The organism is Hymenobacter sp., from assembly GCF_036387835.1.
Lineage (GTDB): Bacteria > Bacteroidota > Bacteroidia > Cytophagales > Hymenobacteraceae > Hymenobacter.
Window position 1 is genome coordinate 19,306 of sequence record NZ_DASVSY010000122.1, and the last position, 17,906, is coordinate 37,211.

Annotated in this window: 15 protein-coding genes; 10 read left to right on the forward strand and 5 right to left on the reverse strand. The window is 54.3% G+C overall.

Annotation, left to right across the window (positions count from 1 at the left end; all coding sequences use genetic code 11):
• Positions 1–32: 32 nt before the first annotated feature.
• From VF639_RS24245 to VF639_RS24275, 7 genes are all read left to right on the forward strand, one after another.
• Positions 33–518, forward strand: a complete 486-nt coding sequence (locus tag VF639_RS24245) for a DUF1877 family protein (RefSeq protein ID WP_331148545.1) — start codon at positions 33–35, stop codon at positions 516–518.
• A 177-nt stretch (positions 519–695) separates the two neighbouring features.
• Positions 696–941, forward strand: coding sequence for a DUF6364 family protein (locus VF639_RS24250; RefSeq protein ID WP_331148546.1), 246 nt, complete (start codon positions 696–698; stop codon positions 939–941).
• Complete coding sequence (locus VF639_RS24255; RefSeq protein WP_331148547.1) at positions 938–1,354, forward strand: type II toxin-antitoxin system VapC family toxin; 417 nt, start codon at positions 938–940, stop codon at positions 1,352–1,354. The genes VF639_RS24250 and VF639_RS24255 overlap by 4 nt, the downstream gene beginning before the upstream one ends.
• Positions 1,355–1,486: 132 nt before the next feature.
• Complete coding sequence (locus VF639_RS24260) at positions 1,487–2,503, forward strand: hypothetical protein (protein ID WP_331148548.1); 1,017 nt, start codon at positions 1,487–1,489, stop codon at positions 2,501–2,503.
• A gap of 84 nt (positions 2,504–2,587) precedes the next feature.
• Positions 2,588–3,406 carry an alpha/beta fold hydrolase gene (locus VF639_RS24265; RefSeq protein ID WP_331148549.1) on the forward strand — a complete coding sequence of 273 codons (819 nt, stop codon included), beginning with the start codon at positions 2,588–2,590 and terminating at the stop codon, positions 3,404–3,406.
• A 416-nt stretch (positions 3,407–3,822) separates the two neighbouring features.
• On the forward strand, positions 3,823–4,503 hold the full coding sequence (locus VF639_RS24270) for a metallophosphoesterase (protein ID WP_331148550.1): 681 nt from the start codon (positions 3,823–3,825) through the stop codon (positions 4,501–4,503).
• A gap of 115 nt (positions 4,504–4,618) precedes the next feature.
• Positions 4,619–5,482, forward strand: a complete 864-nt coding sequence (locus tag VF639_RS24275) for a glycosyltransferase family 32 protein (RefSeq protein WP_331148551.1) — start codon at positions 4,619–4,621, stop codon at positions 5,480–5,482.
• Positions 5,483–5,602: 120 nt separating this feature from the next.
• On the opposite strand, the gene VF639_RS24280 is transcribed toward VF639_RS24275, so the two are convergent.
• Positions 5,603–7,162: a hypothetical protein gene (locus VF639_RS24280; RefSeq protein ID WP_331148552.1), complete on the reverse strand. Its 1,560-nt coding sequence runs from the start codon at positions 7,160–7,162 to the stop codon at positions 5,603–5,605.
• 649 nt (positions 7,163–7,811) lie between these two features.
• On the opposite strand from VF639_RS24280, the gene VF639_RS24285 reads away from it, so the two are divergent.
• Positions 7,812–9,470, forward strand: coding sequence for an FAD-binding dehydrogenase (locus VF639_RS24285; protein ID WP_331148553.1), 1,659 nt, complete (start codon positions 7,812–7,814; stop codon positions 9,468–9,470).
• 287 nt (positions 9,471–9,757) lie between these two features.
• Here VF639_RS24285 and VF639_RS24290 read toward each other — a convergent pair whose 3' ends face one another.
• Positions 9,758–11,515 carry a serine hydrolase domain-containing protein gene (locus tag VF639_RS24290; RefSeq protein ID WP_331148554.1) on the reverse strand — a complete coding sequence of 586 codons (1,758 nt, stop codon included), beginning with the start codon at positions 11,513–11,515 and terminating at the stop codon, positions 9,758–9,760.
• 410 nt (positions 11,516–11,925) lie between these two features.
• On the reverse strand, positions 11,926–12,573 hold the full coding sequence (locus VF639_RS24295) for a class I SAM-dependent methyltransferase (protein WP_331148555.1): 648 nt from the start codon (positions 12,571–12,573) through the stop codon (positions 11,926–11,928).
• Positions 12,574–13,000: 427 nt separating this feature from the next.
• Between VF639_RS24295 and VF639_RS24300 the strand changes: the two genes are divergently transcribed.
• A complete protein-coding gene (locus tag VF639_RS24300) occupies positions 13,001–13,696 on the forward strand; it encodes a hypothetical protein (protein WP_331148556.1) in 696 nt (231 codons plus the stop codon).
• Positions 13,697–13,726: 30 nt separating this feature from the next.
• Here the strand turns inward: VF639_RS24300 and VF639_RS24305 are convergent, their stop codons facing one another.
• Together VF639_RS24305 and VF639_RS24310 are read right to left on the reverse strand one after the other, a co-directional pair.
• Complete coding sequence (locus VF639_RS24305) at positions 13,727–14,143, reverse strand: hypothetical protein (RefSeq protein ID WP_331148557.1); 417 nt, start codon at positions 14,141–14,143, stop codon at positions 13,727–13,729.
• A gap of 116 nt (positions 14,144–14,259) precedes the next feature.
• Positions 14,260–15,582 carry a CYP152 family fatty-acid peroxygenase CypC gene (locus VF639_RS24310; RefSeq protein ID WP_331148558.1) on the reverse strand — a complete coding sequence of 441 codons (1,323 nt, stop codon included), beginning with the start codon at positions 15,580–15,582 and terminating at the stop codon, positions 14,260–14,262.
• A gap of 563 nt (positions 15,583–16,145) precedes the next feature.
• Between VF639_RS24310 and VF639_RS24315 the strand changes: the two genes are divergently transcribed.
• Positions 16,146–17,618, forward strand: coding sequence for a T9SS type A sorting domain-containing protein (locus VF639_RS24315; RefSeq protein WP_331148670.1), 1,473 nt, complete (start codon positions 16,146–16,148; stop codon positions 17,616–17,618).
• Positions 17,619–17,906 lie beyond the last annotated feature (288 nt).

The following is a 17,906-nucleotide window of genomic DNA, read 5'->3' on the forward strand; positions in this document are numbered from 1 at the left end:
TGTATTGTGTCGATAATGACTGTTTTCAACGTTTGGAAACTTATCCTGAGTCTTTTGTCCCTGCCCGAAACACTGGAAAGATTAAGAGTTTCTACACATTCGAAGGACTACGCTATATGTTGGCTAAAGGGCGTGACCTAGAAACTACTGATTTGTTGTCTGATCTATTTGAACCTTCAACTTTTATAGGGCAGGAGTTTGATCATAATAATGTTGATTGGGAAAATGAAGGCGACGGTTTTTTAGCGTTAGAAAATGCGCGCATTTATTATCATTCTCCTGATGCAGTTAAAGCTATTTTTGATTTTTTAGATACAGTAACAGAGAAGTCGTTTCTCGAATTATTTAACCCAGATGAAATGAATCACGCAGGAATTTATCCTAACATCTGGAACAGAAATATTGGCAATGATTGGGCTTGCAACGAGCAGCACATACTTCAAGAATTTCATGATTTAAAGCATTTCTTTGCTGGCATTAGCAACGGCACCAACTACTGCTTATGCTACGTAGGATAGTCTGTCACATTGCCTTCGGGAAGCCCCAACTAGCGCGAGTTTAGCGTAGCGTAACCCGTGCTAAGCCTTGATGACAAGGTTGTACCTCGTCTGCTGCGTTAGCGGCAAACCGTTCCCGCACCGTCGGGCACTTCTGCCCTCAATTCCGCGTATCTTCCGTAGCTAACCACCACTGCTATGACTCAACTTACCATCACCTTGCCTGACGAAGTGGCTCAGCAAGCCGAAGCATACGCCCGCGAGACTGGTCGTAGCCTGGAAAATATTCTGGAAACCTATCTGGAAAACGTGGTGAAAGCACGGACGAAACTGCCGCCTTTGTCGCCACGGGTACAGGCTTTGCTTGGCGCGCTGCAACTACCGGAGGGAATGACCTACGAGCAGGCCAAGGATGAGTACCTTACCAACAAGTATCTGAAATGAAACATTGGTTTTTGGATACGAATGTGCTGATTGATTTCCTACTGAACCGCCCGCCATTTGCGATGGATGCGGCGACTTTGCTGGAACTAGCGGAGCGGCGAGAAGTGCAATTATATGTGGCTAGCTTGTCCTTCGCAACGGCTTACTACCTCGGGCGCAAGACGCGGCCCCACCAACAAACTATTGCCGTTCTTGCTAATCTGGCGCAGCTAGTGCAGATTGTTTCGGTAGATGCTATTGTGGTTCGGCAGGCACTAGCCGCTGGTTTTTCTGATTTCGAAGACGCCTTGCAGCATTTCACCGCCACAGCAGTACCGGCCATCGAGGCTATTATCACCCGTGACCCGAAAGGCTTCCAAGCCAGTACGCTGCCGGTGCTCACGCCGCAAGAGGCGCTAGCCGAAATAAAATAGGTGCTGTTTTGTTGACGCCCCGCCTTTACATGCGGCACGGTTACAGCCTGAGTTACCGAGTCAACGTATCCATGGCGAACTTTACGGGCCGTTTCTTCTCTGCTTCGGCTTGCATACTTTTCTCGCCAATAGATGCTCTGCCTCAAACGCCTGCCTTTCCTGGTTCTGCTGGTGCTGCAAACGGCATTAGCCAATGCCCAAAAGCCAGACTTCACCGCTCGTACCATCAGCTTGCCCGCAGAAATTGCCGACCGCAACAACCAGCTCTCGGGACTGTACCTGCGCAACAACCAATTGCTGCTGCTAGCTGAGAGCCGCTTGCAGGAGCATGCCGAGGCCAAAATGTACGCCCTGGATCTGGCCAGCGTCGAAGCACAGTTAGCTCAGAAGTCAGCAGAGCTGGCCTATAAAAAATATGTTATCCAAAACCTGGAGCAGATCCGAGCCCGGATAGACAGCACGGGGCAGCACTACGAAGGGTTGGAGGCTGTGACGGTGCTGGACGACGTGGCGTATTTCTCTATTGAAACCGCCACGTCTTCGCCGTACTGCTACGTGATAAAAGGGTCGGTTGATGATAGCCAGGCCACTATTACCCTGGACACTCATTATCTGGTGCCGCTAGCCAAGCCTACCCTCTCCAACGGTGCGCACATTTACAATGCCGGGTTCGAGGCCATGTCGAGCTACGGCAAACGCTTGCTGCTGCTGTACGAGTACAACTACTTCGCGCACGACAATTACGCCTTCGCACTACCCAACGCGGCCGTTATGCCTGATATTCCGCAACTCATACCCATGCAGCGGCTACCTTTCCGCGTGACGGATATGGTGCAGGAAGGCAAGAACCGTTTTGCCGCCATCAACTATTTCTTCAATGGCGCCGACGACAGCGTGTACCGCCCCGCCCCCACCGACCCCAATACCCGGCTTGTCCGGCCAGACACCAAGTACCAGAATTATTGCCGGCTCATCAGGGTGTACTACAAGCGCAACAAGGTAAGCTGGAAGCCTTTGTTCGAGTTGCCCAAGGAGTATATGACCTACAATTGGGAAGGACTGGCCGCTTACCGAGGCGGCTATTTCCTGATTAATGATAAATACGGTCCTTCCAATCAGTCGACTCTACTGTATCTTCAGAAGAAATAAGTGCTTCGCTTTACTTGCTCAATTGGCAGGCAAAACGAAGTTTCTGTAGTCTGCTGGCAGTGCTGGCTACGAAATCATCTGACCATGCCTCGCTTTCTGCTTCTTGCGCTTCTGCTATTCACCCAGCTAGCCCATGGGCAGGCGGTACCGTATGGCAACAACCCCGCCGCTGGCAAGTACGCCACCCTGCGCGGCGTGAAGCTGTACTACGAAGCCTACGGGGCCGGTCCGCCCCTGCTGCTCTTGCACGGCAACGGTGGCAGCAGCAAGGAATTTGCGAAGACGATTCCCTACTTCGCCAAGCGCTACCGCGTCATTGCCATGGATAGCCGGGCGCACGGTAAATCCACGGACCGCACCGATTCGCTGAGCTTCGAGATGCTGGCCGACGACTGCGCGGCCCTGCTCACCCACCTGCGCCTCGATTCGGCGTACGTGCTAGGCTGGAGCGACGGCGGCATTACGGCCCTGGTGCTGGCCCTGCGCCACCCGCAGAAAGTGAAACGACTAGCCGCCACCGGCGCCAACCTTTGGCCCGACTCTACGGCCCTGATGCCGGAGCTGTGGCAGCAGATGAAGCGCGGCTACCAGGAAGGCCGCACCCAAACCTTCCCTGACCCCGGCCGCATAAACGACTGGAAAGTGTTCTTGCTCGACTGGCGGCATCCGCACATCCCCCTGTCGGCGCTGGCCCGCCTGAAAGCTCCTGCCTTCATCATCGCCGGCGACCGGGACGTGATTCGGCCCGAGCACACACTGGCCATTTACCAGAATCTACCTCGGGCCTGGCTCTGGATACTCCCCAACAGCGGCCACGCCACCCTCCAAGAACACGCCGACGAGTTCAACCGCAAAACCGACGAGTTTTTTCGGGCTCGTACTATCGCGGCGCCTGTCCGCTAAGTTGCCTGCCTAGCACGAATCCAGTGGCGGATACATCGGGCCCCGACCTTCATAAAGCCTCGGCTCTTCTGCTAACCTCACACGAAAGGCCGCATCAGCCTACAAGGCTTCTCGCGCTTGGGTTGAATAAGTTGGAATAAGCGCGGGGTGTTTCGCGTCCGGCGCCAGCAAGGCAGATGTGGTGTAGGGCAAGCGAGCCAATTAGTTGTTGAGTTCAGTCAGCGAGAAATGGGGTGGCTATTTCCATAGCCTCTGCCTCGTTGCGCTACGCCTTATATTCATGGCCTTGAAGTGCTGTTGGCCCACTCCCGCCGCAGGGCTGCGGGCTGCAATACTTACTGCAGCGGTGCCTGTTCTCTAGCAAAGTCTTTAGCTTAGAACGATGGCTTTACAGTTGGTTCACGCGTAATAAGCGCATGGAAACCTACGTACTCGGTGACATACACGGCGCTTTTCGTGCGCTAGAGCAAGTATTAGAGCGCAGTCCCTTTCGCCCTGGCCTCGACCGGCTTGTTCACTTGGGCGACGTGGCCGATGGCTGGCCCGAAACACCGCAGTGCGTGGAGCGCCTGCTAGGCATTCCGAACAGCATCTGGCTGCAAGGCAACCACGACTGGTGGACTGCCGAGTGGCTGGCCTCTCAATTGCCTCGTTCTCAACTCAACCAAATCTGGTACAAGCAAGGTGGCAAAGCCACTTTCAACGCCTATCTGCTAGGCCCCACAGAACAGATTATCCGGCATCTTCACGATTTCTTTGCCAAGCAACGGCCCTATTTCGAAGACGATGAAGGCAACTTGTACGTCCATGCCGGCTACGACCCCACGGTTCCTATTGCCGAGCAGGAGCCGTACGAGCTTGTTTGGACGCGCACTTTGTGGCAGTACGGGCTGGAAGCATCTGCTTACCAGGAGTGTTTTATTGGCCACACGCCCACCTGGCCGGCAAGCAAAACGCCCCTTCAACGCGCCAACGTCTGGAACCTGGACCAGGGCGCGGCGTACGGAGGCCACCTGAGTTTGATGAACATACGCACGAAAGAGTTTGTGCAGAGCGATGCGGTGCAGCAGCTGTATCCTGGCGTGAAAGGCCGGTAGGTAGTGGCGGAAGAAGCACCACCTCTTTGATCTTTTTACGTCTTTTGCACAGGATTCGCAATATTGTTGTCGGCTAGTACTCGGCTGCCCTTTCCAGCATTGCATTAAATAAATCATGACAAAAGCTCCTTCCTTTCCTGCCTTACCCGATGGCAGAAAGTCCCATGTAGTGCAATTAGAAGAAGGCACGGCTATTCCCCGTATCATCCATCAGACCTTCATGACGAAGAGTTTGCCTGCCGAACTCCAGCAGAATGTCGACAACCTGAAGAAGCTAAATCCGGGCTGGACGCACATCATCCACGACGACGACGATATAAAGAAGTTTATCCAGGAGAACTACGGCCCATCCATCCTCAAGTACTACGAGCGTATAAATCCACGGTATGGCGCCGCCCGGGCCGATTTGTTCCGTTATCTGCTGCTGTATAAATGCGGCGGCGTTTATCTGGACATCAAGAGCACGTGCGTGCGGCCCCTCGACGAGGTGCTGCAACCAAACGACCGATACATCTTGTCGCACTGGCGCAACAAGCCCGGCGAATCGCATGAGGGCTTTGGCATGTCGAAAGAGGTTGGGCACTTGGCCGGTGGCGAATACCAGCAGTGGCACATCATTGCCGCGCCGGGCCACCCGTTCCTGAAAGCGGTAGTTGAAACCGTGCTCACCAGCATCGATAAGTACCGGCCCTGGCTGCATGGTACGGGTGGCATCGGCGTGCTACGGCTAACTGGCCCGCTGGCTTACACGCTCGCCATTCATCCCTTGCTAGCAACAGCATCCTACCGAGCGGTGGCCGACGAGTCGGCCGTAGGGCTCCAGTACAATATCTATAAAACTACCTCGCACCGAGCAGTTTATAAAACGAATTACTCGCTCCTGACTGAGTCGGTTATTCATATGAACTGGCTGAACAAGCTGCCCGCGCACTTCTACAGCTTCGCCAAGAAAAGCAAGCACTTGCTATTTGGCAGATAGCTACCTACCACGATTACGGGTTGTGGCCAGAAAGCTTGGGTTCACTTTCCTAAGTGAGTTGAAAAGCCAGCGCCTCGTTGCACAACTAAATCGTGCAACGAGGCGCTGGCTTTTCAACTTCTACTGCTTTTTCAACAAATGCCACTTATTAACCTTCTTGACTTCTCTGAACGTGTGGAGTGAATCGAGAAGCTTTTGGTCTTTGGCGGAAATATCGCCCCGCACCAGCAGATAATCTGACTTCTGCATTATTTTCCGAGGACTTTCATTGTAATACATGTAGCCTTGGTAGGGCAGACCACCACTTTCTTTTCTTCTGATCATCCCGAATCTATAGTCGATAATTCTGGTGGTAGAAATACCTTGGTTCCTTACTATAAAATAATTTTGAAAGTGGTCGTATATCATTCTTCCTCTGTAATAAGGATCATAATTCATGTAAGAAAGAACCTTCGTATTGTCTTTCGGCAGTACTTCAGAGAAACCTTTATTCTCTCGGTCGAACTGAATAAAATATTGCCCCCACAGCACTAGATGCACAAAAGCAACTAAAATTGCTGCGTAAGCAAATACTTTGTTATCAACTTGAGGAGCTTTGCTTCCAATGAAAATAAGAGCGAACAATAGAATAGTAGAAAACCGTTCGTACAAAGGCTCTTGCCCCGGAATACGCTGAGGCAGCAGAAAGTAACAAAACAAGCTTACTCCTAAAAGAATAAAAATATAAACTAGCTTATCGTCGATAATAGGATACAAGCTTTGACGCTGCGCGTCGTTTTTACCAGTTGCGTATTTATAACCAATGATTATAAATGGAACCAAGATGATGACAGCCAGCAGAAGAGCAACTATTTTTCCGAGCGGCCCATTAAAGAGCTGCGCATTATCGGCGACTATAAATTTTGCTCTGATCAAGAACGTTTGCAGAAACTCATGCTTGTAGTACTCCTTCATAAACGCCCCGGTCGAGGTTTCATCAGCAGTATACCCAGTGCTATTTTCGGCTGATTTCTGAAGGAAAAACCACCAATAAACAATCAATCCTCCTAAAGGCACTAAAGTAAACGAGTTCAGAACCAGAGCTTTGAAATCGTTCCTATACCTGTACAGCAAAAAGCATCCAACCATTAGCATGCAGAACAAAGCTACCATGGCATGCGAGAAATATACTAGCAGTAACAGCAGCGAAATCATAATCATGTTCGCTACATAATTAGACCTCTTATTGGTAGTCCTCAACCAAAGCCAAAGGATCAATAATATTGTATTGTTGGCTATAGCATTTCCTGTGAAACCAAACGACAGGTTGTAATTATAAACTAAAATAAAAGCGATAATAGCAAACCACTTGTTACCTTGTAACTCTCTGATTACGAGTAGAACCAATACAGGAAGCGTGATAACTAAAATCAGATGCAGTACTTTGTTAGCAATTTCTACATCAGGGAAAACAGGCAAGGAGAAAAATAAGAGATGAAAGGTATTTGGATAGAATAAATAGTTAAGAGTATAATACTTATTAAATTGGTTGGAAGCCTCATTGTAATACCTATAAATTGACCCTTCCGCTAAGTGGCTAGGCACATCGGCAAACGGAAAGAAATCGATGCGCAAAACTAAAATTGCGTGTAGGCAAAGTAAAACAACGAAAAAGATCCAGAAGCTGTTTTTAGATTTCAAAATGCAAGGGTTGGTTTGGCAATTCTAAGCGCACATTCGTATGCACTTCTCTGACAAATGCTGGTCAGATTACGCTTCAATAACTAGAATACGAAATACTTGGGCTCTTTTTAGGGGTTCGTACCACTATAAAAGTTTAAAAGGGAAACTGCTTGACTACCCTTACCCAAAGCTTTATTGCTTTCCAATACCTGAAGTTTTTCCACTGACTGCAAATAGTTTGTGTGTCTGCTTGTCTGCCTTGAAGTGGAGCACTTCTTTATCAAGAACGATAACTTCCCTAGGAAAAGGGAGAGGTCTTGAACGCGCTGCAATATACGTATTCCAATTAAAAATTGCATATATCCGTAAGATCATTACTTGTTCAAGTTCAAACCACAAATGGGTTCAGCTTCAAGCTGCTCGGTACATTGCTTGGCCTGCGTATCAGCTAGTGGCATGTGGCGCTTATGTAGCCGCTTTTAAAGGAGCCGCATCCGCTGCTGAACATGCCAACGCAAGGCATTACCAGGTTAAACGGCCATTCAAACTCCTCGGAGTTGGTAGGCATCCCGGTATCTTCGCTGGACAGTTGAATTCTCTTATCTTCTGCTTGCCCAAACAACACCAGCAACCACGGGCATGGGCCAGTACAACTCAAGTTATTTTTATGCAAACCGAGGCTGACGTATTGGTTATTGGGGCGGGCTTGGCGGGGCTGGTAGCCGCCGCCGAGCTGGCCGATGCCGGCAAACGCGTGCTTCTCCTCGACCAGGAACCCGAGCAGAATATGGGCGGCCAGGCCTTCTGGTCGTTCGGTGGCCTGTTCCTGGTTGATTCCCCCGAGCAGCGCCGCCTCCGCATCCGCGACTCCTACGAATTGGCCTTGCAAGACTGGTACAGCACCGCGGGCTTCGACCGCACCGAAGATAAGTGGCCCCGGCGCTGGGCCGAGGCGTACGTAGGCTTTGCCGCGGGCGAAAAGCGGAGTTGGCTGCACCAGATGGGCGTGCGGCTCTTCCCGGTTGTGGGCTGGGCCGAACGGGGCGGCTATGGCGCTAGGGGCCCGGGCAATTCGGTGCCGCGCTTTCACGTGGCCTGGGGCACGGGCACGGGCGTGGTGGCTCCGTTTGAACACCGCGTCCGCGAAGCGATGAAGCGGGGCTTAATCACTTTCAAGTTTCGCCACCGGGTTACCGAGCTAACCTTAACCAATGGCGTGGTCGACGGCGTGCGGGGAGAAGTATTGGAGCCGAGTGCCGTGCTGCGAGGCGAAAAAAGCTCCCGCTTGGTGGTAGCCAACTTCGCGTTTCGAGCGCAGGCCGTTATCGTGACATCGGGCGGCATTGGGGCCAACCACGACTTAGTGCGCAAAAACTGGCCCGCTCGTTTGGGCGAGGCGCCCCGGCTCATGCTATCGGGTGTACCCGACCACGTAGATGGCCTGATGCTGGGTATCAGCGAAGCTGCTGGTGCCAGCTCCATTAATCAGGACCGCATGTGGCACTACACCGAGGGGCTCGATAACTGGAACCCTATCTGGAGCCGCCATGGCATCCGTATTCTGCCCGGCCCCTCCTCGCTGTGGCTCGATGCCCGCGGCAACCGGCTACCGGTGCCCCTGTTTCCTGGCTTCGATACCTTGGGTACGCTCCAGCACCTGCGCCAGACAGGCTACGACTACAGCTGGTTTGTGCTGACGCAGAAGATTATTCGGCACGAATTTGCCCTCTCGGGCTCCGAGCAAAACCCGGACCTCACCAACAAGAGCTGGCGCCAAACCTTGGGCCGTGCCATTGGCAAAGGGGCGCCCGCTCCGGTAGAAGCCTTCAAGCAAAAGGGCGCTGACTTTGTGGTCGCAAAGAACCTGCCTGATTTGGTACGGGGCATGAACGCGCTAACCCCGGAGCCCCTCATCGACTTCAAGCAGCTAGAGCAGGAAATCGTGGCCCGCGACCGGCAAATTGACAACCCATTCAGCAAAGATTCGCAGATTACAGCCATCCGTGGGGCGCGCAACTATTTAGGCGACAAACTCATTCGCACGGCCAAACCCCACAAGCTGCTCGACCCCGCCATGGGGCCGCTCATTGCGGTTCGGTTGCACATACTCACCCGCAAATCATTGGGCGGATTGGAAACAGACCTCTCAGGCCGAGTACTAGGCGCCAACGGCGAACCAATACCGGGCCTCTACGCGGCCGGAGAAGTGGCAGGTTTCGGTGGGGGCGGCATGCACGGCTACCGGGCCTTGGAAGGCACGTTTCTTGGCGGCTGCCTTTTCTCGGGCCGCATAGCCGGACGTGCGGCGGCTCAGGCCGTGGTGTAGCGCGTCGAGGTCTTACCCTATTCAGAGGAAACGCAAGAAGTCAGGCACTTCAACCCGACACGAAGAACCCCGCTTAACGGCTGCTGTTAAGCGGGGTTCTTCGTGTCGGGTTACAGCCTTTCCGTACTCAAGTGCAAGCGGTTGCTGTGCAGAGAGGATGGGTTGCCCCTTATACAAATCCTAACTGTAGCAGACAGAGCTTATGTGTTATCCGAAGAGTAATCCATTATGGCAAGCTCCGCATGACAAACTTTTTGGGTAGCCTCTTGGTCTGCTATTTCGTAAGACTATTCCTTAACGAAACGGCGCGATACGATGCCTTCGGGTGCTTGAAAGCGGATGAAATAGGTGCCTGGCTGCAGATTAACAACCGGAATAGTCTGCCCTGGTGTCATCTGTCCGCCAGTTACGCGCAGCCCGTCTTGGCTCATCACTTCGTATGGCAGCGCAAAGCTTGCTCCCGCTACAGCCAAGTCTTCGTGTGCCGGATTGGGGTACACATCCAAAGCTAACGCCCCCGCCGGTTCCAGCACCAGGGTTGGGTTTCCATCCAGCGTATAGAGAGGCTGGTTGCTGGTTACGGTATTGTCGGCATATTCCACCACCCGGATGTGGTACGAGTGACGCGGGTCCAGATTGCGGATAGACAAGGAATCGGCCGTTTCATCGGCTACCACATACGTGCCATGGCCTAGCGGCTCACCTTGCCCGAAAGGAGCCGCGGTGTACCGGACGCCATCCGTAGGAAAAACGTCTACCGGCCCATCGGCCCGCATCAGTACCAAGCGGCGGTTGCCGGTTCCGTGGGTCCAGCGCAGCAGCACGCTCGCCGAATCTTTGGTGGCCGTAAGGGCGGTGGCGTTCTGCAATGGCGCCGACAGGTTGTGGGACGGCCACCCGGCCGCCGTTGGAACAGCCACCCAGCCTAATTGGTCGAGCTCCTGCCAGAAAGCTGGGGTGCTTGGGCACGTATTAAGCAAAATAGCCCAGGTGTAGCCTCCTGCGGTGCGCACCAGGTAAGTAGCCGTGCCATCGAGCCGGCCCCCGTGCCAACGGTTGCCAAAGCGGTTTACCTGCCAGCCCTTGGCATAGCCCGGACTGGCAGCCGACGGTCGCGCCAACGTTGCCAGCGTGGAAGGTGTTAGCAGGCCAGGATGGTCGGGGCCGCCTTCCACGGCTTGCACCAGCCGCACCAGGTCTCGGGCCGAGCACACCCAACCGCCGTGGGCGCTCATCGCTTCGAGGTGGAAGCCGCCGTAGGCAGCGGGAACTGTTTGCCCCGAGCCATTGCAGGCCAGGGTTTGGTATTGGCTTTGGTATTCGGCCTCTCGCTCTAGCTTACCCGAAGCCAAGTCATGGCCCAAATGGGCTTCCAAGGCGCCAGCGGGCACCAGCAAGTTGTTGTGCACCCACGTTTCGTAGCCTTGCCCCGTAACTGCCTCCACTATCTTGCCCAGCACCAGGTAGCCGATATTGGAATAAGCATAGCGCGTGCCGGGCGTAAAGTTTAGCCGCTTGGCCAACAGAAAGCGCACCATAGCAGAGTCGCCGACGGGACTAGGCACTTTCAGCTTCTGCGCCACATGCAACGGAAAATCGACCGGGTCGCAGCTGCCGTAGCCATCGCAACCGACGAGCCGGTCCCAGCCTGCGCTGTGCTCGAGTAGTTGCTGCACCGTGATGTCGTATACCCGCTGATCGGTGATGACACTTGTGTAGTAAGGGCTTTGCAAATAGCCTTGCGGCCCGAAAGCTTTGCCCGCCAAGTTGATGCGACCTTGCTCCACTAGTTTCAGGACCGCCATAGCGGTTACCGGCTTCGAGAGGCTAGCCACGCGCAACAGGTGGTACGGCTGCAAGGGTTCGGTACGGGCCTGGTCGGCATAGCCGAAAGACCGGGCATACACCAGTCGGTCGTCCTTGCCAAACGCGACGGAAGCACCTAGTATTTCCCAGCGCTGCATAAAGCGCTGCAGCGCTACTTCAAACTGTCTGAATTCAGAAACCGGAATGCCCGTTTGGGCCCCAACATTGAAAGAAAGCAATAGGAAGATAAGAGTATAGATTTTCTTCAAATTAAATAGAAATAAAAAGCCATAAAAGTTTCATTATCGCCTCATTACGAAGCTAAATGACATGGCAATTTTATTAGATAATCTGAAGTTTAAAATCTATTACTCAACCAATAAATATGATATTTCCTTTACAAAAAGTTAAAGTACAACGCATTTCTATCTAGAGTAATAATAGCATTATTTACATCAACAGCAACTTCCAAAAGAAGCCCTGAACGATACCCTGCCGCTGCTGCTCCGAACAGGTCTAACTTCTCGCTCGGCAATTGATTTTAGCACAGCCACACAGGCTTCTTCGCTGTCTGCTGGCGGCTTCTCAACAAGCTACAGCAATGCCTGGTGCTTAACGCATAAGTTCAGGCCGAACACCTACTGTCACGCTAGTTCTTCTGAAACAGAAACGAAGCAATTCGGGGCACGCCAGCCCGGTCTTCCTCGTCAAACCACTCCTGCAGAGCCAGGCAAGCGAAGCCGTTTTGGCGGGCACTTTCGGTGTAATCAGAAATGTGATGGACGTGGCATTCCAGCTCGAATAGGCCGGTAGCGGTGTCGAAGCGGGCTTTGCTGCCTTGGTACTGCTTGAACGGATGCAGCTCGCCGACGTAGAACAAGCCGCCGGGCTGAAGTGCCTTATGCGCTTGCCCGAATACAAAGCCCAAGTCCTGGATGTGCTCCAGAATGAGGCTACAAGTGATAAGGTTGACCGGCTCAGCAACGAACTGCCAATTTTGGGTGATGTCGCCCTGCTTGAAGGTTATGGAAGAAAGCGGCAGCTTCGCTTGGGCTTTGCTGAGCATCTCCGTGGAAAAATCAACAGCCGTAACGTGCGCGGCTTTAGTAACCAGCCATTCCGTGTTTTTACCGGTACCACAGCCAAGCTCTACTGCTTCCGAAACGATAACATCGCGCAGAACAGTTCGGATAGCGTGGGCTTCTAAGTCGCGCGTTCTATTGAGGACCGAATCGTACGTGTTGGCCCATGTGTTGTAGGCTTGCTGGATGTTCATGCCAAAGTTGGATTGCGCCACATGTTTACAAAGCACAAGATAACCAGTTGTTGGCACCTTGCTTACGCGTGCAGTTTACGCGGCCACACCACCCTATTTGCCTATCTTACTTTGCCGGAGGCTGCGCTGTATGCCGGCAGCGGCTAAAGGCTTTCGTCGTAGATAAGCCCTGCGGCGCATGGCCCGCTTGGTATCAGGTTATAGTAACTAGCATTGCGCCACATAAACCTGCCGCTGATGCAGCGCAGTAGTGGTCTACTTCCCCGTGCTGTTGCAGTAGAATACCCTCCTGCTGGCGCGGATATCAGAACGTTATAGGCTGTGCCGTTGTGCTTTATTCTTATAGATAGTATGGGTGTTTGCGAAACTCAGCCGTACACAGTCTAGCGAAGCGCTTATCTACCGCTTCGTGAGGCCATACCTCGGCCGAAATCCAGCATACTTACTCATGAAAAACTTCACCGTAGAGCGTCTTTCCTTCGAAACGCTTACCGAGTTGCCAAACTCCTGGCAAAATCAGGATTACAAAAACTTACTGCGCGAAACGGGCTACGATAACCCCGACGAAATAGAGCCGGCCGAACTGAAAGCCATGTGCCTGATGGCCCTCACCGACCTGGAACCTACCGAAGCCGCGCAGCTGGTATTAAGCTATTTATTTGCCGATCAGCTCAATACCGGCCAGATCGAGAACCTGGCGCACCAGATGCTCACCGAAAAGCTATGGGAAGAAAACCCGCAGCTTACCCAGCACGAGGACTTTTACAAAGCTACGCAGCTGCTATTCGAAGCCTACAACGGTAAATTTCCGCGGGCTGAAGCCGTACAGTTTCAAGTGCAGCTCACCGGCGAAGATGCCGACGCCTTAACTCTGTTCGACACGACTCCAGAAGCACCGCTACTACGCCTGCTAGCCCAGGGCATGCCCGACAACACGCTGCTCAAACGCCTGTTTCACAAGCAGCTCGATGGCACCAGCTTTCCTGAAGCAGCATCTATCATTTGGCAACTGCATCCCATTAAAAAGGAAGATAAAGTTGCGATATTCGAGGTGGTAAGCTCAGCGTATTGGCTGGATGATTTCAAGTACGCCGATTCCTACGAAGCCACCACGCAAGCAGACGCCTTGGTTGAAGAAGGCTAACCCAGACAGCTACAGCACAGTTACCGTCGGCTAGCTAACCGTAATAGCATTGCGACCAGAATCTGCCGTGCCGCCGGTTAGTTGCGCCACCATGTCGTCGAGAATACCTTTGCCGAAGCCTATGCGGGTAGCGTATTCCATGCACAGGCCGTATTCGCGCGGGTCAATCTGGCCGTCTTGCAGCATCATTTGCACCAGCGTTTGCAGCTCCAGTGTTCTTTGCAAGCCTTCGGAGGGCACGATGAAGCTTAGCACGCCTATGTTATCGATTATGGGCTTTACGTCATCGTACGTGAGGGCCAGCCGGTTGCCAAGCTGCAACAAGAACTGACCTTCCTCTTCGTCTAGCTGTCCATCGGCTGCAGCCAGCAGTATTATATTTTGAAAGAAGGCTAGCTTCTTCTGCTGCGTATCGAGGAGTTCTTCGAGTGTTTTCGTTTCCTGCATGGTGGTGGGTATTTACTGAAAGAGCTACATAGCACCTGGCTACGAACACCTTTTATCGAACGGTGGGCATTGGTGAATGTTATGGCTCAGGTTGGCCTCAAGATCCCTGTTAAGGGCTAGCTGTGATGAAATGGGCACCCACCCGATGCGGGTGTAGCGTCACTCGCCGTCGTAACAATGGGTGCCGCCTTACCGGTGGCGCGCACATTGCGCAGCACAAAGCCACTGGTCGGCATGGTGGGCATCCGGGTTAAATCGTAGCGCAGATCTTGGGGCGGCACGTCGTTGGTGATGCCTTCGTTGAGAAAATGTACGGCCTGCTTCATGGCTTCAATCGTAATCCATTCGCCGGGGCAGCGGTGGCCGGTGAGGTAGTCGCCGCCCCCTTGCGGAATAAAGTCGTAGGCGTTGTCTTGCCACTGCCGAAACCGGTCGGGCCAGAACACTTCCGGGTCCTGCCACCACCGCTCGTCGCGGTTGGCGCCGTACACGTCGAGCAGCACCATAGTGCCTTTGGGGAAATGGAAGTCATGCCAAGTGAAATCGTCGCGCACAATAGCGCCCAAAAACGGGGTAAACGGAAAATAGCGGCGCACTTCCTGCACAAACAGCTCGGCATAATCCTCGTTGGGGTTGCGTAGCTGCTGCCGGTACGGAGGGTACTCGTGCAAGGCGACGGCGGCAAAGGTGATGTAAGTGGCAATGGCCACAATGGGCCGTACGGCGTTTATCAGTTCTATGGCCGCCATCTGCACGTCGAACAACTCTCCGTCGGGCTCCCGGTGCCAGGCTACGGTGTGCGCCGCGGTGTTTCGTTCAGGCCGTAGTTCGCCGGAGCGGATGTCGCGGATAACTTCCCGCATCCACTTTTCGCAGCGGCTCCGGGCCTGCTTGCCGCGCCAGTGCCGCGGGCCAACTCCGCCAAAGGCGTCTATCATGGCGCCAAAGTCGCGGGCTCTGAGCTGCACTTCTTCTTCCTTTAGCGGCACTCCGGCCCACGTGCAAGCGGCCCGGCAGAGGATTTCCTGCGCTTCATCAAACAAAACGACTTGGTCTAGCCGCTGCCAGTGCTCAGCATAGCGTTGCCACTGCTCGGCCAATAGGTGCATCAGTCGCCGCCGGCTCTCCGGCCCCATCAGCGACATAAACATTTCCTTGCGGCAGCGGTGCTCCCCATTGTCGCGCGTCTGGATGGCATGCAGTCCCATCAGTGTGGTTTGCACCCGCCGCGGAATAGCGCCCGTCCGGATAAAATATTCCGGGTCATAGAATAACTCCGCCGCCTCAGGCCCGTGCAGGCATATGGCCGGCAAGCCCATCAAGCGAATCTGAAAAATATCAGAATCAAACGCGCGGCTGCGGTCATAAAGGAAAGTATACCCTTGGCGCAGCACGTCTAGCGTACTGTCGAACTTCGGGTCGCGGATGATTTGGGGCATGACGTGAAGTTGGTGTAAGGTGTGGCACCAGCTTCTTTCCTACGAACTAACCGGCGAGAAGATGCTGCTGAGTTTTTACTTTATCGTCCTATGTCCGCGGCCGGAACTGTCTCATCCTCCCTGTAAAGACGCGATACTTCACGCCTCGGTAGTGAATGAACGGAACCCTGCCATCCAAGCAACATTTGCCACAAGCAGGCGCGAAGTGTTGCATCTTCCCATATCGTGTACTCGACTTCCCCAGGACGCGTGGTCAGCGCGCCGCCTAGCGCCCGCGTTGGCCCCTTTATTCAAACTCCCATGACACTCGGTTGTAAAAAGCATCACGGAGCGTATCCGCAATTGAAAAGAGGACGCATTTGCCTACTAAGTTGTTGGTGATAGTAGATGGTTTGTTCTACCGTATTCCTATTGAGCTACTGTAGAGCAACATACCGGTTTATCTTTAGTAGATTACAGAGCTGTAGGGCCAGCGCGCTCAACTCTGCCCCTGTCCTTTTTCTACCGCTATGCCGTCTACTTTCCGTGTCTCAAGGGCGTTAGTCCACCTTGCGCTTGCCTTGATGCTGCTTTATGTGGCCGCACCGGCTTGGGCCCAGCACGAAGCCGACCACTGGTACTTTGGCGACCGTACGGGGTTCGATTTCGGGCAGGGCAGTCCCGTTCCCGTACTCGACGGCCAGCTCACGACCAGCTTCGCAAGCGCCGTAGCCTCCGAACCGGCCACGGGGCAGCTGCTGTTTTACTCGAATGCCGAACGAGTCTGGAACCGCTTACACGACTTGATGCCCCATGGCGACGGCCTGCGCGGCAATAACTACGCAAACCAAGGGGCCCTCATCGTGCCTGTACCCGGCCAGGCCGGGCGCTACTATTTGTTCACCCTGCGCCAACCAGTGCAAGACCGTGCCTGCGGCCTGCACTACTCCATGGTGGATATGGAACGGGACGCTGGGCGCGGCGACGTGGTCGAGACCGAGAAAAATGTGCCCTTAGCTGGCGGCTTGACCGAGAAACTCACCGCCCTGCCCCACGCCAACGGCCGCGACTACTGGGTGCTGGTACACGTCTGGGGCACGGCCGAGTTCCTCGTCTATCCCATCACGGCCCAGGGCGTTGGGGCACCACGGCGCCAGGCTATCGGCCCGACCCACCCGGTACAGCCCGCCGACACCGTTCGGGGCAAGGGCACGGCCGGCTTCCTAAGGGCTTCGCCCGACGGTCGCCGGCTGGCCGCCGCCGTGGCCTTCGGCGTGGAACCGTTCAGCTTGTTCGACTTCGACACCGCTACCGGCACTGTGTCCCACTACGTGAATCTAGGCGCGCTGCAGGATGGGTACGGCGTGTGCTTTTCGCCCGACAACACGAAGCTCTACGTCCAAAACTTCACCCGGCTGCCTGACAACAGCGGGTACAACGTGCTGAGTCAATACGACCTGGCGGCGGGCACCGACGCAGCCGTGGCCGCCTCCGGCCGCAGCGTCGTGGCGGGCAACCCCGCCACCAACGTCAGCGCCACGGAAGGGGGCGGGGTGTTTTACGCGCTACAGAATGGCCCGGACGGCCGCATGTACGGGGCAAGTGCGTATAGTGCCGCCGGGGCGCCACCCGGCGAGAACGGCCTGCAAACGATGTTCGTGCTAGGGCGACCGAACGCCGCGGGGTTCGCGTGCGAGTTGCGTGCGCAGCGCTTCGCCTTTGGCGGCCGGCCGGTGTATGGGGGATTGCCTAACTTCCTGCAAAACACCTTCGATGGGCGCGAACCTGCCGTGGAAGCGCCGATATGCGAACCTGGCCCGGTTTCGTTGTACCCGAACCCCTGCGCTGAGGCGTGCTACGTGCGCTTGGCCAGCGAGTGCGGCCAGCCCTTCACGCTGACCCTGTACGATGCGCTAGGGCGCCGGGTAACCCAATTCGCCCGTACTGGGGCACGCGACGAGCCTCCCTTCCCGGTATCATCCCTGGCAGCGGGCCTCTACATCGCCGAGCTGCGATTTTCGCGCCAAGTGTTCTACGAGAAGTTGGTCAAGCACTAGAAACCATTCGTTGGCACTACCTATGGCGCGCAAGAAAGGGCTTCCTGCACAGGAAGCCGTTTTCGGCGGTTTTTTGTCTGTCGTGGCTGTTGCAGAACTCGCCAACAGCCAGCTTTAACCGAGCACCTATAAGCGCACATGGCTAAAAAGGGCTCTTCTGAAGGTGTGCGAGCCGTTGATAGCCATTAACTAGGCGGTTGTTTTCCCGTTCGAGGGGTTCTGCAACAGCCACTGTCCTTTTAAGATTTAAATAAAGACGAGTTAGTTGCTTGGGCTTTCTTGATTTTA

Excerpts from the sequence above, each read along its gene's own strand:
- VF639_RS24300 (WP_331148556.1), top strand. The coding sequence starts at position 13,001 with ATGAAAAACTTCACCGTAGAGCGTCTTTCCTTCGAAACGCTTACCGAG.
- VF639_RS24265 (WP_331148549.1), top strand. The coding sequence starts at position 2,588 with ATGCCTCGCTTTCTGCTTCTTGCGCTTCTGCTATTCACCCAGCTAGCC.
- VF639_RS24250 (WP_331148546.1), top strand. The coding sequence starts at position 696 with ATGACTCAACTTACCATCACCTTGCCTGACGAAGTGGCTCAGCAAGCC.
- VF639_RS24270 (WP_331148550.1), top strand. The coding sequence starts at position 3,823 with ATGGAAACCTACGTACTCGGTGACATACACGGCGCTTTTCGTGCGCTA.
- VF639_RS24260 (WP_331148548.1), top strand. The coding sequence starts at position 1,487 with ATGCTCTGCCTCAAACGCCTGCCTTTCCTGGTTCTGCTGGTGCTGCAA.
- VF639_RS24310 (WP_331148558.1), bottom strand. The coding sequence starts at position 15,582 with ATGCCCCAAATCATCCGCGACCCGAAGTTCGACAGTACGCTAGACGTG.
- VF639_RS24285 (WP_331148553.1), top strand. The coding sequence starts at position 7,812 with ATGCAAACCGAGGCTGACGTATTGGTTATTGGGGCGGGCTTGGCGGGG.
- VF639_RS24305 (WP_331148557.1), bottom strand. The coding sequence starts at position 14,143 with ATGCAGGAAACGAAAACACTCGAAGAACTCCTCGATACGCAGCAGAAG.
- VF639_RS24275 (WP_331148551.1), top strand. The coding sequence starts at position 4,619 with ATGACAAAAGCTCCTTCCTTTCCTGCCTTACCCGATGGCAGAAAGTCC.
- VF639_RS24255 (WP_331148547.1), top strand. The coding sequence starts at position 938 with ATGAAACATTGGTTTTTGGATACGAATGTGCTGATTGATTTCCTACTG.
- VF639_RS24315 (WP_331148670.1), top strand. The coding sequence starts at position 16,146 with ATGCTGCTTTATGTGGCCGCACCGGCTTGGGCCCAGCACGAAGCCGAC.